This is a genomic window from Actinoplanes sp. CA-051413 (assembly GCF_050955795.1).
Taxonomy (GTDB): domain Bacteria; phylum Actinomycetota; class Actinomycetes; order Mycobacteriales; family Micromonosporaceae; genus Actinoplanes.
In genome coordinates, this window is the sequence record NZ_CP192100.1 from 5,189,083 (window position 1) to 5,208,377 (window position 19,295).

The following is a 19,295-nucleotide window of genomic DNA, read 5'->3' on the forward strand; positions in this document are numbered from 1 at the left end:
TCCTGGGTACTCGTCACGGGCCGCTGATGCCCCGGGGCCCTCGCCACAAACGCGGATGTGCTCAGGCGTACGGGACTGCCACGTCACACATCACGTCGTCCGGGGCGCCGTGGTCCAGGTCGGCCGGGTAGGCGTACACCTCGCGCGGGGGCGCCGTGACCAGCAGGCCGCGCTCGCGGACCCAGCGCCGTGCCGCGTCGTAGACCGACAGGATCTGCGGCGGTTCGAAGTGACCGCGGATCACCGGGATGTACGCCTCGCGGTGCGCGGGTTCGTGGCGGGTCGCGGCCACCATCGGGTCGACCGCGCCGGGGACGACGGGGACGCAGACCTCGACCGGGCCGTCGCTGTCCTCGCTGACCTCGTTGTGGAAGACCACGAAGCGGGGCCCGGCCGGGCCGCCGTGCCGCCGGGCGATGGCGGTGAGCCGGGCGGCGGCCTCGCGGGTCCAGCTCAGCTCGGCTGAGGTGACGTAACGCTGCTCGGTGAGCACGACCTGGGCGGGCACTTCGCGGGTGGCGACCGGCCAGTCGCCGGGTGGGGCGCCGGTCTCCCCGGCGAGGCTGCGGACCAGGCGGTCGGCCAGGTCGCGCTGGGCCGCGAGCCGCCGTTCCACGTCCGTCCAGTAGCGGGCGAGCAGCTCCCCGCCCGCCGCGCCGCCGGCCCCGAGGATCTCGGCGATCTGCGACAGCGGCATGTCCAGGCGGCGCAGCAGCACGATCAGCCGGGCCGCGTAGAGCTGGTGCTCGGCGTAGCGCCGATAGCCGTTACCGGGCTGAACCTCGGCGGGGCGTAACAGGCCGCTGCGGTCGTACAGGCGCAGGGCCTTGACGGACAGCCGGGACCGGCGGGCGAACTCGCCGGTCGTCAGCAGTCCGGACAGCTCCTCAGCCACGGGCGGCGACCGGGAAGGAGACGTCGAAGACCGGGTCCTGCGCCCCCGCGGCAGGAAAGTCGGTCCAGTACGTCTCTCGCGGCGCCGCCGCCACGCCCAGCCCCTGCTCGCCGATCCACTTCTCGATGGCCTCGTACACGCCGCCGAGCGCGCCGCTGACGACCTGTTCCTTGGTGACCCGCACGTACGCCTCGCGGTGCGCGGGGATCGTGCGCGTCGCGGCGGCGGCGTCCGCGATCGGGGCGCAGACCTCGACCGGGGTCTCCCCCTCGTTCGGGTTGCCCTCGTAGATGACCACGAACACCGGCTCCTCGGACCCGGGACGGTCGAGGTAGGTCCACGCGCCGGTGCCGAGCACCCCGCCGGCCTCGGTGGCGGCCGCCGCGACACGGGCCATCGCGCCGGGCAGCCAGGCCTCGAGGGCAGCCTGGTCGACGCTGCGCTGCTCGGTGACGACGTGCTGCTCGGGCACGTCACGGGTACGGATGTCCATCACACTTCTCCTGATCGTCGGACCGGGCCCGCTGGGGCAGGCGTTCAGGGTGCCGCCTGCCCCAGGGGCCGGGTCAAGCGATCACCGGTACAGCCGCAGATCCGCGATGCTCCACCAGCTTCCGCTGCTGCCCGTCGAGGTGACCCGCAGGTAGCGGGCCCGGGTCGGCCGGACGTCGACGTTGGTGAGCTGGCCGGTGCCCGTACCGCGGGCCAGGGTGCGCCAGTGGGTGCCGTCGGTGCTGGCGGTGAGCTCCCAGCCGCGGGCGTAGTCGCCGGTGCTGGCCCCACTGTCGATGGCCACCCGGCGGAACGTCCGGGTACGGCCGAGGTCAGTCTGCAGGTACTGGCCCGGCTGCTGCGCGGCACCGCTGGACCAGCGGGTGGACCCGTCGCCGTCGACCGCCGCCGCCGGGGTCTCCCCCGCCGGGGAGGCCGTCGCCGTGGCGCCGGTCAGCGGCACGAGGTCCAGCTCCGAGGTGAGACCGCGGGGCCAGGTGAAGGTGGCCAGGGCGCCGCCGGGCAGCGTGTACTCGAACGACCGGTCCCCGACGGCGACCGCGAAGGTGCGCGGGTCGTCGTTCTCGTTGTGCACCACCAGGGCGGTGGAGCCGTCCGGGTTGCGGAACGCCACGTCCATGAGCTGGCCGTTCCAGCCGGTGGTGCCGAACGACGTGCTGGCGATGCGGACCGCGCCGGGGCGGACGAACTTCGCCAGGTGCCCGATGGTGAAGTACTCGGCGTCGCGGGTCACCGTGCCGTCGGCCTGCAGGGTGAGCAGCCCGGTGCAGGTGCCGCAGCCGCCCAGGTGCGGGCCGCCGGTGCTGTCCAGGGCGATGTTCCAGTTGACCACCGACTTGGCCCAGTTGCGAGTGGTGCCGATGGTCAGGGTGCGGGCGTGCCAGGTCAGCGTGCCGCGGAAGATCTGCTCCGGGGTGTCGGTCGGGCCGTGCGAGCCCGAGCACTCGGTGAACCAGATGCCCTTGTCCGGGTGCGCCTCGTGCAACGCGGTCTGCGCGCTCGGATCCCCCGAGTAACAGTGGTACGCGGTCCCGGCGATCCACTTCGCCGCCGGGCTGTCCAGCAACCGGTACGGGTAGTCCGTCTCGGGGTCCTCACCGGCCGGGGTGGTGGCGACGTCGCCGGGGTGGGTGGTCCAGTTGTGGTCGTAGCCGAGGATCTTGGTGCGAGGGCTGACCCGGCGCAGCAGCGGGCCGAGCGCCGAGATGACCTTGGCCTCCTGCGCCACCGGTACGGCCGCACCCGGGTAGCCGCCGTCGTGCCGGTTCTGCGGCTCGTTCTGCACGGTGAGGTAGTCGATCGGCACCCCGGCCCGGGTGTACGCCTGCACGAAGGCGACCAAGTAGCGGGCGTACGCGTCGTAGATCTTCGGGTCGTCCTTGAGGTGCCCGCCGATCAGCGAGTCCGTCGTCTTCATCCACGCGGGCGGGCTCCACGGCGTACCCATGATCTTGAGGTCGGGGTTGAGCTGCCTGGCCCGGCGCAGCAGCGGCAGGATCTGCGCCCGGTCGTGGTCGATGCTGAAATGCCGCAGGCCGAAGTCGGTCTGCCCGGCCGGCACGTCGTCGTAGCTGTAGTGCGCCGCCGCGGCGGTGAAGTCGGAGGAGCCGATCGGCTGGCGCAGGAAGCTGACGCCGATCCCGGAACGCGGGTCGAACAGCGACCGCATGGCCTGCTCGCGGGCCGCCGGGTCGAGGCGGTAGAGCACGCTGGCGGCGGAGTCGGTCAGCGAGGCACCGAAGCCGTCCATGCTCTGGTAGCGGGTGCCCGGGTCGATCGTGATGGTGGTCTCGGGGCTGCCGCCGCGGCTGAACGCGACCGGGGCCCGCTCGTGCAGCTGCTCCGCCCGGTCGACCGTGGTGACCCAGACCCGGGCCTCGGGGGCCCGGCCGCCGTGGGCCTGCGCGGGTGCCGTGGTCAATATCAACAGAGCAGCGGTGGCCGCCGCCCCGAACGCTCGCCGTCTCATGGCTCGCTCCCCAACCGTGTAACAGATGGAACAAGAGGTTCCGCCGCCATCGACAGGAAACAATCCGGAAACTCTTCTGTCAACCGTTCAGTCGTGCTGCTACCGTCCTTTTCGTGAAACAAAGCGATGTAACAAGGACGGGCCGGAGTACCGTCCGGGAAGTCGCCGCGGCGGCCGGCGTCTCCATCGCCACCGTGTCGCGCGTGCTCAACGGCCGCGGCAGTGTCACCGCCGAGACCCGCGAGCTGGTCGAGAGCACGGTCGCCCGGCTGGACCGGCCCGGTCCCCGGCCCCGTGGCCCGGGCCGGTCGATCCCCGGGGCGGTGCTGGTCCGCTGCCCGTACGTGCTGACCGACTACTTCGGCATCATCGTGTCCTCGATCGCCGAGACGCTGCAGCTGCACGACCGTCCCCTGCTGCTCAGCGCCGGCGAGGCCGCCCAGCACTCCCCCGTGCTGCCGGGGCTGCCCGGACGGGCGGGCATCGCCGGCGCCGTGCTGATCCTGCCGCCGGAACCGGCCGCCGACCTGGAGACGCTCCGCAGCCGGCGGTTCCCGTTCGTCGTGGTCGACCCGCGGCTGCCCCCGCCCCGCGACGTCGCCGCCGTCTCCGCCGCGCACGCCGCGGGGGCCCGCAGCCTGACCGCCCACCTGACCGGCCTCGGCCACCGGCGCATCGGCGTGGTGGCCGGCCCCCGCGAGTGGCTGGCCAGCGACGCCCGGCTCGCCGGGCACGCGGCGGCACTGGCCGACGCCGGGGTGATCGGCGCACCGGAGCTGGTCCGGCACGTCGAGCCGACCGTGGCGTGGGGCCGCCGGGCCGCCGGCGAGCTGCTGGACCTGCCGGAACGGCCCACCGCGCTGGTCGGCTTCAACGACAAGGCCGCCGTCGGCGCGCTGCAGGCCGCCGCCGAGCGCGGACTGCGGGTGCCGCAGGACGTGTCCGTCGCCGGGTTCGACGACATCGACCTCAGCCGGGCCACCAGCCCGATGCTGACCACCGTGCGCCAGCCCCTGGCCGAGCTGGGCCGGATGGCCGTCACGCTGCTGGCCCGGCTGCTGGACCGGCACGCCCTGGACGCCCTGCACGTCGAGCTGGCCACGGAACTGGTCGTCAGGGACTCCACCGGCACGGCCATGGGCCGCTAAAGTGCGCCGGTGACCTCCTTCGCAGTGGTGGGCGCCGGCTGGCGCGCCGAGATGTTCTGGCGGCTCGCGGCCGGCCTCGAGGACGTGCGGTGCGCCGGAGTTGTGGTGCGGTCCCCGCGGGAGCTGCCCGTGCCGACGTTCGCGTCGCTGGCCGAATGCGTGGCCGAGACCGCGCCGGACTTCGTGGTGACCGCGGTGCCCTGGCCGGTCACCCCGGGCGTGGTCGTCGAGGCCGTCGAGCGTGGCCTGCCGGTGCTGGCCGAGACGCCACCCGCGCCCGACGCCGCCGGCCTGCGCGAGCTGTGGGCGGCCGTCGGCGACTCGGGCCTGGTGCAGGTGGCCGAGCAGTATCTGCTGATGCCCTCGCACGCGGCCCGGGCGGCGGCCGTCCGGTCCGGGCTGATCGGCACCCCGACCCAGGTGCAGGTCTCCTCGACCCACCAGTACCACGCGATCTCGCTCATGCGGGGACTGCTCGGCGTCGGCCGCGGCCCGGTCACGGTCCGGGCCAGCCGCAGCACCGCCCCGCTGGTCGACCCGCTGACCCGCGACGGCTGGACCGACGACCCCGACCCGCGGCCGGCCACCACGACCATCGCCACGCTCGACTTCGGCGACGGCCGCTCCGGGCTCTACGACTTCACCGACAACCAGTGGCACAACCAGCTGCGCTTCCGGCGGCTGCTGGTGCGCGGCAGCCACGGGGAGCTGCGCGACGACGAGGTGATCCGGCTCAGCGAGCCGCGCACGCTGGTCCGGTCGCCCCTGGTACGCCGGCAGACCGGTTACGACCTGGACCTGGACGGCTTCGACACGGACACCATCACGCTGGGCGGCGAGGTGCTGTACCGCAACCCGTACCCGGGCCGGCGCTGGAGCGACGAGGAGATCGCCATCGCCACTCTGCTGGACGCCACCGCCGCATGGGTGCGCGGCACCGCCCCCGCGCCCTACCCTTTGGCTGACGGGGCACAGGACCACCTGATCGCGCTGGCTGTCGAGGAGGCGGCCGACACCGACCGGACCGTCACCACCGGTACGGAGATCTGGGCGTAAACCGTCTCAAGCCGACCCGATCGCCGCCGATGGGAGAGGTGACCTGCCCGCAGTCCGCCGAACGGAGGCCGGATGACGACGCGAATCGTTCGCGCCTGCTTCGCCGTCTGGCTCGCCGTGCTGACCGCGGTCTACTACCTCTGGCCCAGCCTGCACGTCTTCACCTGGGGACTGATCGGGCTGTCCGGCGCGGCCGCGATCGTGCTGGGCGTCCGCGCGCACCGGCCGTCGCGGGCCCTGCCCTGGTATCTGCTTTCCGTCGCCCTGATCTTTTTCGTCGGCGGCGACATCATGTACTACGCCCAGGTGGCCCTCGACGTCGAGCCGCCGTACCCGGGTCCCGCCGACGTGCTGTACCTGCTGGTCTATCCGCTGCTCGCCGCCGCGCTGGCCTTGTTCATCCGGGCCCGCTCCGGCGAGGGCAACCGGGCGGCGTTGCTCGACGCGCTGGTTCCCACGGTGAGCCTGGGCCTGCTCTCCTGGGTCTACATGATCGCCCCGTACACCCGGGCGACCGAGCTGACGTTGGTGGAGAAGGCCGTCTCGGTCGCGTACCCGCTGGGTGACGTGCTGGCCTTGGCGATGATGCTGCGTCTGCTCGCCACGGCCGGGCGCAAGCCGCCGGCGGTGAACTGGCTGGCCGCCTCGATCGTCGGCGTGCTGGTCTCCGACGTCGTCTACGGCCTGGGCCGCCTGGACAGCGACTGGATCGTCGGTGGCCCGATCGACCTGGGCTGGATCGTCTTCTACGCGGCGGCCGGCTATGCCGCGCTGCACCCGTCGATGATCTGGCTCACCGACGACCGGACACAGGCCTGCACCCGCGTCGAGACCGGCGGGCGCCGCCTGCTGCTGCTCTCACTGGCCACCCTGATCGCGCCCTCGGTGCTGCTCGCCCAGTACGTCAACGGCGCGGTGGTCGACGCGCCGGTCATCGCGGCCGGCTCGGCGCTGATGTTCCTGCTGGTCATGGGCCGGGTCCGGGACCTGCTGGCCGAACAGCGCCAGACCAACCTGCGCGAGACCGCACTGCGCCGCGCCAACGCCGATCTGGCCGCCGCGACCACCGAGGACGACATCATGGCGGCCGTACGGGCCGCCGTCGCCATGCTGATGCCCGCCGAGCGCCGCTACGAGCTGATCGTGGGTGAGAAGACGCCGCTGACCGAGGGCGGCACCGTCGAGTTCGGCGTCAGCCTGGTGCCGGCGCCCGAGTACGGCTTCGAGTCCGCCCTGCACGCCGTCATGATCCTGCCCGGCAACCCGCCCAAGCGCGGCTCGATCCACCTGGCCGCCCCGACGTCCACGCTGCGTTCGCTGCGGCCGGCTGTCCAGGCGCTGTTCGACCAGGTCACCATGGTCGTCGAGCGGATCGGCCTGGCCGGCGAGATCAGCCGCCGCGACGGCGAGGCCTACTTCCGGACCCTGATCCAGAGCGCGTCGGACGTCATCCTGATCATCGGCGACGACGACCGGATCCGGTACGCGAGCCCGTCCGCCGCCACCGTCTTCGGCTGGACCGACCTGACCGGCACCCCGCTGGCCATGCTCATCGCCGACACCCACCACGACGCCCTGGCCGACGCCCTGGTGCGGATCCGCACCGAGCGCGGGCACGCCGACGGCATCGACCTCACCGCCGTCTGCGCGGACCGGCGCCTGCTGCAGGTCGAGTGCGGCGGGCGCGACCTGCGCGCCGACCCGACCGTCGCGGGCGTGGTGCTGACCGTCCGCGACGTCACCGAACGCCGCCGGCTGGAGAACGACCTGGCCCACCAGGCCTTCCACGACGGCCTCACCGGGCTGGCCAACCGGGTGCTGTTCCGTGACCGGCTCGACCACGCGTTCGTGCTCGCCGAGAGCGGCGCCGGCGAACTCGGTGTGCTCTTCGTCGACCTGGACGACTTCAAGGAGGTCAACGACACCCTCGGGCACGCCGTCGGCGACCAGCTGCTGGTCGCGGTCGGCCAGCGCATCGCCCAGGCGATCGGGCCGGGCAACACGGCCGCCCGGATGGGCGGCGACGAGTTCGCCATCCTGGTCGCGCACGCCGCCGACGCCAGCGCCGCCGAGGAGGTGGCGGCCCGCATCATCAGCGCGCTGTCCACGCCGGTCGAGGTGAGCGACGGTCTCGGCGGTACGCACATCGTCAACGGCGCGGCCAGTGTCGGCGTGGCGACCAACCACGACGCGGCCAGCCCGACCGAGCTGCTGCGCCACGCCGACCTGGCGCTGTACCTGGCCAAGGGCGCGGGCAAGGGCACCTGGCAGCGCTACCAGAGCGACCTGCACACGGCCATGGTGGAACGGCTCGAGCTGCGCACCTCGCTGCTGGAGGCGATCGACGCGCGGCAGTTCGTGCTGCAATACCAGCCGATCGTGGACGTCACCACCCAGGCCGTCGTCGGGGTCGAGTCGCTGGTGCGCTGGCAGCACCCGGAGCGGGGGCTGCTGGGGCCGTACCACTTCATCGACCTGGCCGAGGAGAACGGCGCGATCGTCGGCATCGGCGCGTGGGTGCTGGGTGAGTCGCTGCGCCAGTTCGCCGCCTGGCGCGCCGCCGACCCGCAGCTGGCGCTGGGCTACGTGAGCGTCAACGTCTCGGCCCGGCAGTTCCGCACCCCAGGCTTCGTGGACCAGGTTCGCCAGGCCATCACCGACGCCGGCGCACAGCCCGGATGGCTGCTGCTGGAGATCACCGAGAGCCTGGTGCTGCGCGACGTCGAGCAGGTCTGGGCCGACCTGCGGGTGCTGCGCGAGCTGGGCGTGCGGATCGCCATCGACGACTTCGGCACCGGCTACTCCTCGCTGAGCTACCTCCGGCAGATGCCGGTCGACGTGCTCAAGATCGACAAGTCGTTCATCGACGACATCATCGCCAGCCCGCAGCAGCGCGCGCTGGTCAACGCGATCGTCACGCTGGCCCGCAACCTGGACCTGACCGTGGTCGCCGAGGGCATCGAGGACGGCGCCCAGCGCGAGCTGCTGGAGCGGATGGGCTGCCCGTACGGCCAGGGCTACCTGTTCGCCCGCCCGCTGTGGCCGGCCGATATCCCGCCGCTGCTGGGTGTGGTGGGCGTCGCGGCCTGAGGCGGCCGGGCGCTGAGGAAGCGCCGGTACTCCTCGTAGTTGAGCGGGTTGCCGTCCAGCCGCGGCCGGCTCGGCGCGGGCCCGCGCAGCGGCCGGTCCGGTCCGGGCCGGCTCCACAAGGCGCCCTCGCCGTGGGTGAGCCCCGGCAGGGCGGTGGTGAGCTCATGCATCAGCCGGGCCGGCAGCAGCCCGGTGACCACCCACGACTCCGCCCGCTCGGCCGAGCCGGTGACGTCGGCGCCGAGGACTGCCAGCCGGCCGAGCACCGCGTTCAGCGTCACGGCGGGCACCTCCAGCTCGAAGGCCTGGCACGGCTCGCACACCCGGGTCCCGGCCTCGCGCAGGGCCCGTAACAGCACGACGGGCGTCAGGCCGCGGAAGGCAGCGGCCGTCGACGACGGGGCCTTGTAGCCGGTACGGATGACCGTGACGGCGCAGTCGACGACCTCCCAGCCGCGCAGCCCCTGCTCCAGCGTGCGGCGTACGGCCTCCTCGGTCGCCCGGTGGAAGGCCTTCGGGACAGCGCCCGGCTGCACGTCACGGCGGTATCGCAACCCGGAACCGGGTGGTCCCGGCTCGACGCGGAGCCCGACGGTGGCCCAGAAGTCGTTGGGCCTGCGCGGGTCGAACGCGACCACGCACTCGCCGGTGCCGACGACCCGCTCGAAGTAGACCGGCCGGATCTCACCGAACTCCGCGGCCAGGCCGAAGTCACGGGCCAGACGGTCGGCCAGCACCTCGCGCTGGACAGCGCCGTACAGCAGCACGGACGTGCCGCCGCCGGGCACCGTTCGGACGCGGATCAGCGGGTCCTCGTCCGCCAGGGCGGTCAGGGCGGCGTGCAGCCGTACCTGCTGGGCCGGGTCGCGGGGCCGGACCAGGGACTCCAGACTCGGCGGGGAGAACTGCGGCGCGGGACCGTGGTCGCCGGCGGGTCCGAGCCGGTCACCGACCCGGACGCCGCCGAGGCCGTGGACGCGGGCGATGGCACCGGCGGTGAGCTCGGTCTCCGCGCCGCCGACGACCTCCAGAGTGCTGACCCGGCCACGGATCTCGCCGGTCGTGCCGTCCGGGCGGGCCCGGTGCAGCACGACCCGCTGCCGGGGACGCACCACACCGGCGAACAACCGCAGGTAGGCGACCTTCTCGCCGCCGGGATCGCGCTCGACGGCGAACACCACCCCGCGGGTGCCGGTCGCGGTCGCCGGGCGGGGGCGCAGCAGCGTGGCGATGCCGGTGGCCAGCGGGCCGGTGCCGGCGCCGGTGGTCGCCGAGCCGAAGAACACCGGATGGACATGGCCGGCGGCCGTCTGCGCCGCCAGCGCGCGGCGGACCTGGGCCGGGTCCGGTACGCGGCCGCCGACCAGCTGGGTCAGCAGGTCGTCGTCGTGGTCGGCGAGGGCCTCCGCGGCGTCGCGTTCCCACTCGCGCGGCACGACGTCCGCAGTGGCCGTGCCGGCGTCCCGGACGGCGTTGAGGGCCACCACGTCGACCCGCAGCCTCGTCCGGATCTCGGCGAGCAGGGTGTCGCCGCGCGCGCCCGCCCGGTCGACCTTGTTGACGAAGATCAGTGTGGGGATGCCCAGCCGGCGCAGCGAGCGCATCAGCACCCGGGTCTGCGCCTGCACCCCCTCGACGGCGGAGAGCACCAGCACCGCGCCGTCGAGCACGGCCAGGGCGCGTTCCACCTCCGCGATGAAGTCGGGGTGGCCCGGGGTGTCGATGAGGTTGACCCGCAGGTCGCCGAGCGGGAACGACGCCACGGCGGAACGGATGGTGATACCGCGTTCGCGCTCGAGAGCGCCGCTGTCGGTGGTGGTGCTGCCGGCGTCGACGCTGCCGAGCGCCGCCACGGCGCCGTGGGCGAAGAGCAGGCGCTCGGTGAGGCTGGTCTTACCGGCGTCGACGTGCGCCAGGATGCCGAGATTGAGCGTGGGCAAAGAGATCCTCGGAGGTCAGGGAACGGATGGACGGCCTGAACACACCGGTTCCTCGCATGTCCGTCCCTTTCCCTGGGCTCCGCTGGTCCCGCCACCGTAGAGCGGGCGCGCGGCGGGCGCTACCGCTTTAAAAGCTCCGCCACCGAGGTGGCGGGACGGCCGGTCAGGCGCGGCACCGCGTCGGTGACCGCGGCCAGGTCACCGGCGCCGATCGCGGTGTAGGTCGAGACCCACGCGTCGACCAGCCAGCCGGGTGCGCCCGACGAGCTCCGCGACCGGTACGCCTCCGGCACGGTCTCGGGCTGGTAGGTGACCGACAGCAGGGCCGCGATCTCGTGCAGGGTCAGCGCTTCCGGGCCGGTCAGGTCGTACGTGTGCCCGGCGTGGGCCGCAGCGTCGGTGAGCACCGCGGTCGCCGCGTCGGCGATGTCGTCCTGGGCGACGGCGGCGACCCGGCCGTCGCCGGCCGGCCCCCGGATGACCCCGTCGGTCCCGGCCAGGTACGGCAGGAAGTCGGCGTAGAGGTTGTCGCGCAGGAAGGTGAACGGCAGGCCGGCGGCCCGGATGTGCTGCTCGGTGTGCCAGTGGTCGCGGGCATGGGTGAACGTCGCATCCGGGGCGGCACCGACGAAGGAGACGTACACGAGGTGGCCCACCCCGGCGGCGGCCGCGGCGTCGACGAAGGCCCGGTGCTGCTCGACGCGGTCCTCGCTCTCCGACGCCGAGACCATGAGCACGACCGGTACGCCGTCGAGGGCCTCCCGGACGGCGTCGCGGTCGGTGAAGCTCGCCCTGGTGACAGTGGCTCCGGGCAGCTGGGGTGCGCGGGCGGGGTCGCGGACCAGCAGCTGCTGCGCGATGCCGCGGGCGGCGAGACGGCGGGCGACCCGGCCACCGAGCTGACCGGTCGCGCCGGTGACGGCGATTGCACTCATGCCGGAGACGCTACGGGCAGGGACGGCTGAGCGGAGCCTTCCGCTCGCGCAGCAGCCGGATTTCCCCGGACGTGTAGGGCCGGGCGGCCAGCTCGCACAGCCTGCGGTACCACAGCTGCGGATCCAGACGCAGCTGCCGGGCGTAGCCATCGGAGGACACCCGGAGCTCGTCGCGCCGCAGCAGGACATTGCTGCTGATCGGCGCGGTCAGGGTCGCCACCCGTTTCGCGCTCCGCACCTCCCAGATGCCCAGCTCGGTGGCGCCTGACGAGTCGACGGTGACCAGGTGGCTGTCCAGGCCCGGGGTGAAACCCAGCGGCGAGACGCCCACGCCGATCGGGATCGTCCACGGCGTCCGCCGCGGGTCGCTGACCGGCCAGACCGCGAGGACCTCCGAGTCCTGGTGCACAGCCAGACGCGAGCCGTCCGGGCTGAAGAAGGCGGAGTTGGAATCCTTCGTGGGGTCGGCCTGAAAGGTGGCGACGGCGCGGCGGCGGTCCAGGCTCCAGAGCTGCACCGTCGAGTCGGGCATCACCACCGCGACCTGGTCCAGGTGGCCCGGCCGGCGGCCCGAGGCGAACGCCAGCTGCGCCGCCCGGCTGCGTGCGCCTTGCTGCTCACCCTCGCGCAGCTCCACCGGCTCGCCGATGGGCGTGCCGGTGACCACGTTCCAGCGGGTCAGCACGCCGGCGTAGAGGACGATGGCCTCGCCGGCGCCGACCGCTACGACGGAGCCGGCCCAGTCGTCCACCGTGTTGTCGGTGATCGGCAGCGCACCCAGGCCGGGCGGGACCGACAGGCGCGCACGATGTTCTACGGTCAGGGCCGGCAGCGCGTAGACGACCAGTTCCCCGTGGTGGGCGGTGAGCAGGTGCCGGCTGTCGCCGGTGATCGCGTACGGGATCCCGTGGAACGAGTAGTCCTTCGGGAGGGGCTCGGCAGCGGTGGCCGCGAGCTGCTCATTCGTCCGCGCCTGCACCACCGTGATGCGCCCGCTGCCGGTGTCGAAACGCACGCGGTGGGCGCCGTCGGGCGTCACCAGGGTGCGCCCGCCCAGGTCCAGGCCGAACCCGACGGTCCGGTGCAGGGTGACGGGCGGACCCAGCGGCAGCCGGTAGAGCTGGGTACCGTCGGCGATCAACGCGCCGGGCCCGCCGGCGGGACCGCGGTAGACGGCCAGGCGGCCGATCGGCACGAACCCGGTGATGAAATCGGCCGGCGGGGTGGCCACCTGACGCACTTCTCCGGTACGCGGATCCAGCACCACCAGCGTCGCATTCGTGCCCCGGGCATCGCCCTCGATCTTCCCGACCGTGCCGAACTCGCTCGCGGCGTCCATCTCGAAGCCGGCGCAGCTGGGCAGCGCGACCGTACGCGCCACCTTGCCGGTGCCGATGTCCCTGACCGTGACCTTCTCGTCGCGGCAGGAGACGACCAGGGCGCCCCCGGCCGCCACCGTCACCATGGTGTTCCCGCCCCGGAAGATCCGCGGTTCGCGGCGGCCGGTCAGGTCGTGCGCGGCGACCATGCTCAAGGTGCTGAGCACGACGGTGCCGGGCCCCGGGCCGAAGAACGCCGCCGTCGGCACCAGCTCACCGGCGGTCGGCGGCAGGCCCGGCACCGGCGCGCGGGTGCGCAGGTCCCACATCCGCAGCTCGGCACTCGTCTCCCCGAAGTTCGTCCGCAGCACGAGCAGGCGGCTGTCGTCGGACGCGAACCGCAGCGACTTGACGACCGTGTGGCCGTGGGCGCGGTCCGGCCCGGACGGCGCCAGGTCGACCGGAGGCAGGTCCGGCCGGGTGATGTCGCGGACATAGACCCCGCCCAGATCGTTGGCGTAGCCCAGGTAACGGCCGGACGGGCTGATCTGGAAGCTGCCACCGACGTACGTGCTCCCGAGCGGGAAAGTGATCCGTTGCGGGTCGCCCGTGGCGAGGCCACGCCAGACCGTTCCGCCGCCGAACTGGTCGACTACCACGGCCACGGATCCGTCCCGGCTGGTGGAGATCGACTCGATCGGCGCGCCCGGAGTGGCGGTGAGGCCGGTGAACAGGCGCTCCACCGGTTCGTAGGTCGCGTACTGGGTGAACAGGGCGCCGTACGCCTCCGGGGTCTGCTGGGTGTGCCAGGCGGCCAGCGCGAGCTGCAGGGAGGTGGCCGGATCGCTGCGCCGGAACCGCTCGGCGTCGTCGGCGAGCTGCCACGAGACCGCCGTGCGCAGCTGATCGCGGACCACCCCGGTCTGCTGCTGGGCGGCCAGCGCGAACGCGCCGGCGAGCATGGTCAGCACCACCAGGGCGGCTGTCACACTGCGGCGGCGGCGGGCCCGGCGGTGGTCCTGCGCCAGGCTCGCACGGATGAACTGCGCCTCGTCCGCGCCCAGATCGATGCCCCGGTCGTCGGCCCAGCGGGCTGCCGTGGTCAGCGCGGCCCCGCGCAGCAGGGCATCCGGCTCCCGGCGGGTCTCCGTCCAGCGCCGGGTGGCCCGGCGGATCTCCGTGAGCCAGGTGAGGAAGGCGCGGTCCTGCGCCAGCCACTTGCCCAGCCGGGGCCAGGCTCGGATCAGGGCCTCGTGGGCGAGCTCCACCACGGGCTCCCCGGCGACGCCCGGCCCGACGACGATCAGCCGCGCCGCGACGAGCCGGTCCAGGGTGGGACGCAGCCCGGCCGGCAGGTCGGCCAGGCGCAGCGGGCGGCGGCGGAACGTCCCGTCGTCGTCCGGGCCGGCCAGGAGCACCAGCAGCCGGCGGGCCCGGACCGGGTCCCGCTCGTACGTGCGGTCGGCGTAGCGGGCCACCGCACCCTCGACCCCGCCCAGCTCGTCGTAGCCGGCATTGGTGAGCAGACCGTGCTCGCGGCGCTGCCAGAGCCGGTCCAGGGTGAACTCCAGCAGCGGCAGGGTGCCGGGCTCCGTACCGGCGTCGGCGACGATCCGCTCCACCAGGCCCGGCTCGAACTCCGCCCCGGGCGCGGTCACCGCCGCGCGCAGCTGCCCGGCGGTCATCGGCGCGACCAGCACCAGCCCGGCCTGCATGGCCACGGCGGTCTCCCCGGTGGCGACAGTGTCGAGCTGGCCGCCGCGCAGGGTCACCACGATCAGCAGCCGGGGTGACCCGTCAGCGAGCGTCCCGGCCGCCTCCGCGAGGCGGTGGAGATAGCCGGTGATGGTCCGGGCGGTGTCCGGGCCGGCCTCCTCGAACTGGTCCACCAGCAGGACCAGGCCCTCCCGGTCGTGCAGCAGCTCCGCGACGCGACCGGCCGCCGGCTCGGGCTCGTCGGGCGGCGTGCCGGTGAGCTCCCCGAGGATCCGGCTCAGCAGGACGGCGGCCGGCTCATCGGGCAGCACGCGGGCCGTGACGACCGTGCGGCCCTGCGCACGCAGCCGGGGCAGCAGGCCGGCGCGGGCCAGCGACGACTTGCCGCTGCCGGAGGGCCCGATCAGCACCAGCAGCGGATGCGTGGCGGCCTTGCCGAGGGCATCCTCGATCAGCTGGTCGCGGCCCCGGAAGTACTCGGCGTCGCGCTCGGCGAACGCGGCCAGCCCCCGGTACGGCGAAGCCTGCGCCTGCTGCAGCTCCGGGTGCTCGGCCAGCAGCGTCCGGACCGGGTGCAGGAACGCCGTGGTGTGCCGGGCGTCGCCGACCACCGCGACGACCATGCCGACGACCGCGCCGGCCTCGGCACCGAACACCGGGGTGCCGCTGAAGCCGGGGCTGATCGCCCGGGCGTCGGAGACGGCGTCGACCTGGAGCCAGCCGGTGGCCTGCTCGTCGCGGAGCCGGCCGTGCGCCCAGATGCCCTGCTCGGACAGGTCGTCCGGGAAGCCCAGGGCCTTGATCTCGGCACCGGACGGGACCGGTCCGGGACTCAGCGGAAGCGGCCGGACCCCCTCGGGCACGCCGTCGTCGAGGCGCAGCACGGCGATGTCACCGCGATCGTCCGGGCGGGTCGGGGTCCAGCCGATGACTTCGGCGGTGCGCCGGGCGGAGCCGAGCGCGCCGCGTACGGGGAACTCCAGGGCGACCGGACCGCCGGGCCGCTGCTGCTCGTCGCGGCCGAGAGCGGCCGCGACGACGTGTGCGCACGTGACGACCAGGCCGTTGCCGACGAGGAACCCGGCACCGACGACCGTGCCCCCGCCGTCGCGGAACCGCACCACCGCGGATCCCGGCCGGGCCAGCTCCGCCACGCGTGCTCCGATCCCCCTCGGCAACGACACCCGACTATATCCGGACGGTCCACTGTGGCAGGCGGCACAAATCTCTGCGCCCGGCGGTCCGGTACCGGGCAGAATCGGCGGCGTGCATGTACTGGACAACCCCGCCTGGGCCGCCCTCACCGGCCCGCACGCCGGCCTCGCCGAGCGGCACGGTCGCAGCGCCCGCTATCTGAGCGACGTCAGCCCGTTCGCGGCCGTCGACGATCCCGCCGACCCGGCCGCCTGGCGGGACCTGGCCGCGCTGGCCGGGGCGGACTACGAACCGCTGCTGGCCGCGCCGGGGCTGGCCGGGCAGCCCGGCTGGACGCACGTCGGCGGGATACCGGGGGTGCAGCTGATCGGGCCGGACGTGCGCGGCGCGGCGGACCCCGAGGCGCTGCTGCTGACCGCCGACGACGTGCCGGAGATGCTGGACCTGGTGCAGCGGACCCGGCCCGGACCGTTCGGCAAGCGCACTCCGGAGCTGGGCACGTACCTGGGGATCCGGCGCGACGGGGCGCTGGCGGCGATGGCCGGTGAACGGATGCGGCTGGACGGCTGGACCGAGGTCAGCGCGGTGTGCACGGATCCGGCGTACCGCGGGGCCGGGCTGGCGACGCGGCTGATCGGGGCGGTGGTGGCCGGTATCCGGTCGCGCGGCGAGGTGCCGTTCCTGCACGCGGCGGGGACCAACACCGGTGCCATCCGGCTCTACGAGCAGCTCGGCTTCACCGTCCGCACGCCGATCGTGTTCGCCGCGTACCGGCTGGACCCGGCCGGGTAGTCACAGCTGGCCGTGGTTCGGCGGCTGCACGCCGGCCAGCTCCCAGGCCGCCAGGTGGTGGTACTTCCAGTCCACCGGGTCGTGCACGCTGTGCGTCCGCGCGTTGCGCCAGTGCCGGTCGAGGTCGTACTTGGCCGCCGTCGAGCTGGTGCCGCACATCGCGAACAGCTCCGAGGCCGTCTCGACGGCCACTTCACTGGCGAACGCCTTGGCGGCGGCCACGGCCAGGGAACCGCGGGCGGCGGCCTCGGCGTCGGCCGGTATGAGTCCGATCTCCTCGAGGACGGCCGCCGCCTCCCGCAGCAGGGCGGCCGCTGCTCGGACGCGGGTCGCCGTGCGGCCGTACCGGTGCAGCACGTGCGGATCGCCCGCCGCCGTGGCGGCACCGGCGCGCACAGCCTCGGTGGACGGCCGGGCCTTCTCCCGCAGGTACGCGGCGGCGGCGCGCAGCGCCCCCTCGGCGATGCCGACCTCGATCGCCGCGTGCACGAGCTGGGCCCGCGCGCCCAGCTGCTGCGGCACCTCGAAGGCGCCTGCGTAGTCCAGCACGAGGTCGGCCGGCACGTCCTCGAACGTCGTCGTGCCGCTGATCGTGGCGCGCTGCCCCATCACGTCCCAGTCGGTGTCGACGGTGACGCCGTCCGCGTCGCGCGGCACGAAGACCAGCACCAGCCGCCCGTCGCCGTCCAGTGCGCTGACCGCGATCCAGGCCGCCGTCAGCGCGCCGGTGCAGTAGTACTTGCGGCCGCTGAGCAGGCCGTCCTTCAGCCGGGTGGACAGGTCCTGGGCGTGCTTGCCGCCGCGCTCGGCCAGCGCGTTGCCGATCCGGCGGCCGGCGAGCACGTCGCCGAACAGCCGGGCCCGCAGCGCCGCGTCGCCGTGCACGGCCAGCACGTCGACCAGCAGGTAGTGGGCCTGCGGGACCTGAGCGACCGCCGGGTCGACCGCGGCGATGACCCGGGTGACCTCGGCCAGCGTGACCGGGCCCAGCGCCGGGCCGCCGTCGGCGGCCGGCACGGTGATCGCGAGCAACCCCGAGCGGTCCAGGGCGGCCAGCGCCTCGACCGGTACGGCGGCAGCCCCGTCCCGGTCGCGCTGGATCACCCCCGGGGCGAGCGCCGCGGCGACGTCAGCGGCGGCGGCGAGGGCGGCGTCATGCGAATCGATAGTCGGCACCGCCCGATCGTAGGTGCAACCGCACGGCACCGGGACGGCTCCCGGGCCGGCACCGCTGCCGGGTTGTGCTGGACGAATGACGAGTGGCCGCACCTGGAAGCTCTACGCCGCCGCGATGGCGCTCGCCATCGCCGGTTACCAGCTGATCCCCGAGAACGGCTGGTGGGAGAGCACCTGGGAAGTCGCCATCGGGTACGCGGGCACAGCCGCCATCCTCCTGGGCGTACGCCGGCTGCCGCTGGCTGACCGGCTGCCCTGGTGGTGTTTCGCCGCTGGTGTCTTCAGCAACGCCACCGGCATCGGCGTCGCCATCTACAGCGACCAGGTGCTGGGCTGGAGCGACATGCCCACCCCGTCCGACCCGTTCTTCCTGGGCCTCTACCCGGCCTGCGCGCTCGGCCTGGCCCTGCTGATCCGCCGCCGCGACCGGCGGCGCAACTGGACGGCGATGGTCGACGCCACCACCATCACCACCGGCCTGGGCCTGCTCGCCTGGGTGTACGTGATCCACCCGGCCGCTCAGGACGCGGACATGTCGGTGCTCGGGCGCACGGTGCAGGTCGCATACCCGGTCGGGGATCTGTTGCTGCTGGCGATGATGACCCGGCTGTTGCGCACCGGCGGCAGCCGCGGCGCGCCGTTCTGGTGGATCACCGGCTCGCTGGCCGCGTTCCTGATCGGTGACACCACCTGGGTGCTGCTGGGCAACCTCGGCGACTTCGGCGTGCACCTGGAGGAGGTGCTGTGGTTCCGCCGGGGCCTGGACGAGGTGTTCCTGGTCGCGTTCACCCTGTTCGGCATCGCCGCGCTGCACTCCGGCGCGCGGGAGCTGGGCGTCACCGCGGCGCCGCAGCCGCCGCGGCTGGGCAAGGTGCAGCTGGTCGTGCTGACCACCACGTCGCTGATCGCCCCGGCGATCCTGGCCACCCAGCTCTACCACGGCGGGGTCAAGGACGGCCTGGCCATCGTGATCGGCTGCACGGCGCTGTTCCTGCTGGTCGTCACCCGGATGGCGCAGCTGGTCCGGCAGGTGGAGCTGCAGACCCGGCAGGTCCGGGAGCTGTCCCGCACCGACGAGCTGACCGGGCTGCCGAACCGGCGCGCCTGGAACGACGAGCTCCCCCGGGCTCTGGAGCACGCCCGTCGCGACGGCGCCCCGCTGGCGGTGGCGCTGCTGGACCTCGACCACTTCAAGAAGTTCAACGACAGCTACGGCCACCCGGCCGGGGACCGGCTGCTCAAGGAGGCGAGCGCGGCCTGGCACGGCGCGCTGCGCCAGGGCGACACGGTGGCCCGCTGGGGCGGCGAGGAGTTCGTCGTGCTGCTGCCGGGCGCCGACGCCGAGGTGGCCCGTGAGGTGCTCGGACGGGCTCTGGCGCGTACGCCCCTGGGTCAGACGTTCTCGGCGGGCGTCGCCCAGTGGGACGGCACCGAGACCTCGGAAGACCTGCTCCAGCGGGCCGACGCCGGCCTGTACGCGGCCAAGGCGGCCGGCCGCAACCAGATCGCCGCCGCGTCGTCACGTGAACATATGCGCAGCTCAGCATAGGGTTACCCACGCCGTTGCGGGATGCCCGGACGCCGGGCCGGG

12 protein-coding genes are annotated in these 19,295 nt (G+C 73.8%); 5 read left to right on the forward strand and 7 right to left on the reverse strand.

The window, feature by feature from the left end; translation table 11 throughout:
- Nucleotides 1-61: 61 nt before the first annotated feature.
- The 3 genes from ACQP2Y_RS24540 to ACQP2Y_RS24550 all read right to left on the reverse strand — a co-directional run bounded on the left by ACQP2Y_RS24540 (nt 62) and on the right by ACQP2Y_RS24550 (nt 3,377).
- Nucleotides 62-895, reverse strand: coding sequence for a MerR family transcriptional regulator (locus ACQP2Y_RS24540; RefSeq protein WP_433717241.1), 834 nt, complete (start codon nt 893-895; stop codon nt 62-64).
- Nucleotides 888-1,388, reverse strand: a complete 501-nt coding sequence (locus tag ACQP2Y_RS24545; protein ID WP_433717243.1) for a hypothetical protein — start codon at nt 1,386-1,388, stop codon at nt 888-890. The genes ACQP2Y_RS24540 and ACQP2Y_RS24545 overlap by 8 nt, the downstream gene beginning before the upstream one ends.
- An 81-nt stretch (nt 1,389-1,469) precedes the next feature.
- The gene (locus ACQP2Y_RS24550; protein WP_433717245.1) at nt 1,470-3,377 is read right to left on the reverse strand and encodes a discoidin domain-containing protein; all 1,908 of its coding nucleotides are present in this window, start codon (nt 3,375-3,377) and stop codon (nt 1,470-1,472) included.
- A gap of 113 nt (nt 3,378-3,490) precedes the next feature.
- Between ACQP2Y_RS24550 and ACQP2Y_RS24555 the strand changes: the two genes are divergently transcribed.
- The 3 genes from ACQP2Y_RS24555 to ACQP2Y_RS24565 all read left to right on the forward strand — a co-directional run bounded on the left by ACQP2Y_RS24555 (nt 3,491) and on the right by ACQP2Y_RS24565 (nt 8,671).
- Complete coding sequence (locus tag ACQP2Y_RS24555) at nt 3,491-4,525, forward strand: LacI family DNA-binding transcriptional regulator (RefSeq protein WP_433717247.1); 1,035 nt, start codon at nt 3,491-3,493, stop codon at nt 4,523-4,525.
- Nucleotides 4,526-4,534: 9 nt separating this feature from the next.
- Nucleotides 4,535-5,581, forward strand: a complete 1,047-nt coding sequence (locus ACQP2Y_RS24560; RefSeq protein WP_433717249.1) for a Gfo/Idh/MocA family protein — start codon at nt 4,535-4,537, stop codon at nt 5,579-5,581.
- A gap of 72 nt (nt 5,582-5,653) precedes the next feature.
- Nucleotides 5,654-8,671: a putative bifunctional diguanylate cyclase/phosphodiesterase gene (locus ACQP2Y_RS24565; RefSeq protein ID WP_433717251.1), complete on the forward strand. Its 3,018-nt coding sequence runs from the start codon at nt 5,654-5,656 to the stop codon at nt 8,669-8,671.
- Here ACQP2Y_RS24565 and ACQP2Y_RS24570 read toward each other — a convergent pair.
- From ACQP2Y_RS24570 to ACQP2Y_RS24580, 3 genes are all read right to left on the reverse strand, one after another.
- Entirely contained in the window at nt 8,599-10,611 is a 2,013-nt protein-coding gene (locus tag ACQP2Y_RS24570) for a GTP-binding protein (RefSeq protein WP_433717253.1), read from the reverse strand. The two genes, ACQP2Y_RS24565 and ACQP2Y_RS24570, sit on opposite strands and share 73 nt — an antisense overlap.
- A gap of 119 nt (nt 10,612-10,730) precedes the next feature.
- The gene (locus ACQP2Y_RS24575; RefSeq protein WP_433717255.1) at nt 10,731-11,546 is read right to left on the reverse strand and encodes an SDR family oxidoreductase; all 816 of its coding nucleotides are present in this window, start codon (nt 11,544-11,546) and stop codon (nt 10,731-10,733) included.
- Nucleotides 11,547-11,556: 10 nt separating this feature from the next.
- Nucleotides 11,557-15,735, reverse strand: a complete 4,179-nt coding sequence (locus ACQP2Y_RS24580) for a trypsin-like peptidase domain-containing protein (protein ID WP_433717257.1) — start codon at nt 15,733-15,735, stop codon at nt 11,557-11,559.
- Nucleotides 15,736-15,847: 112 nt separating this feature from the next.
- Between ACQP2Y_RS24580 and ACQP2Y_RS24585 the strand changes: the two genes are divergently transcribed.
- On the forward strand, nt 15,848-16,528 hold the full coding sequence (locus tag ACQP2Y_RS24585) for a GNAT family N-acetyltransferase (RefSeq protein WP_433717259.1): 681 nt from the start codon (nt 15,848-15,850) through the stop codon (nt 16,526-16,528).
- Here ACQP2Y_RS24585 and ACQP2Y_RS24590 read toward each other — a convergent pair whose 3' ends face one another.
- Nucleotides 16,529-17,704, reverse strand: a complete 1,176-nt coding sequence (locus tag ACQP2Y_RS24590) for an acyl-CoA dehydrogenase family protein (RefSeq protein WP_433717261.1) — start codon at nt 17,702-17,704, stop codon at nt 16,529-16,531.
- Between the two features lie 76 nt (nt 17,705-17,780).
- Here ACQP2Y_RS24590 and ACQP2Y_RS24595 point away from each other — a divergent pair, with 76 nt between their 5' ends.
- On the forward strand, nt 17,781-19,253 hold the full coding sequence (locus ACQP2Y_RS24595) for a GGDEF domain-containing protein (protein ID WP_433717263.1): 1,473 nt from the start codon (nt 17,781-17,783) through the stop codon (nt 19,251-19,253).
- Nucleotides 19,254-19,295: the final 42 nt, after the last annotated feature.

Excerpts from the sequence above, each read along its gene's own strand:
- ACQP2Y_RS24545 (WP_433717243.1), bottom strand. The coding sequence starts at position 1,388 with ATGGACATCCGTACCCGTGACGTGCCCGAGCAGCACGTCGTCACCGAG.
- ACQP2Y_RS24595 (WP_433717263.1), top strand. The coding sequence starts at position 17,781 with ATGACGAGTGGCCGCACCTGGAAGCTCTACGCCGCCGCGATGGCGCTC.
- ACQP2Y_RS24550 (WP_433717245.1), bottom strand. The coding sequence starts at position 3,377 with ATGAGACGGCGAGCGTTCGGGGCGGCGGCCACCGCTGCTCTGTTGATA.
- ACQP2Y_RS24565 (WP_433717251.1), top strand. The coding sequence starts at position 5,654 with ATGACGACGCGAATCGTTCGCGCCTGCTTCGCCGTCTGGCTCGCCGTG.
- ACQP2Y_RS24575 (WP_433717255.1), bottom strand. The coding sequence starts at position 11,546 with ATGAGTGCAATCGCCGTCACCGGCGCGACCGGTCAGCTCGGTGGCCGG.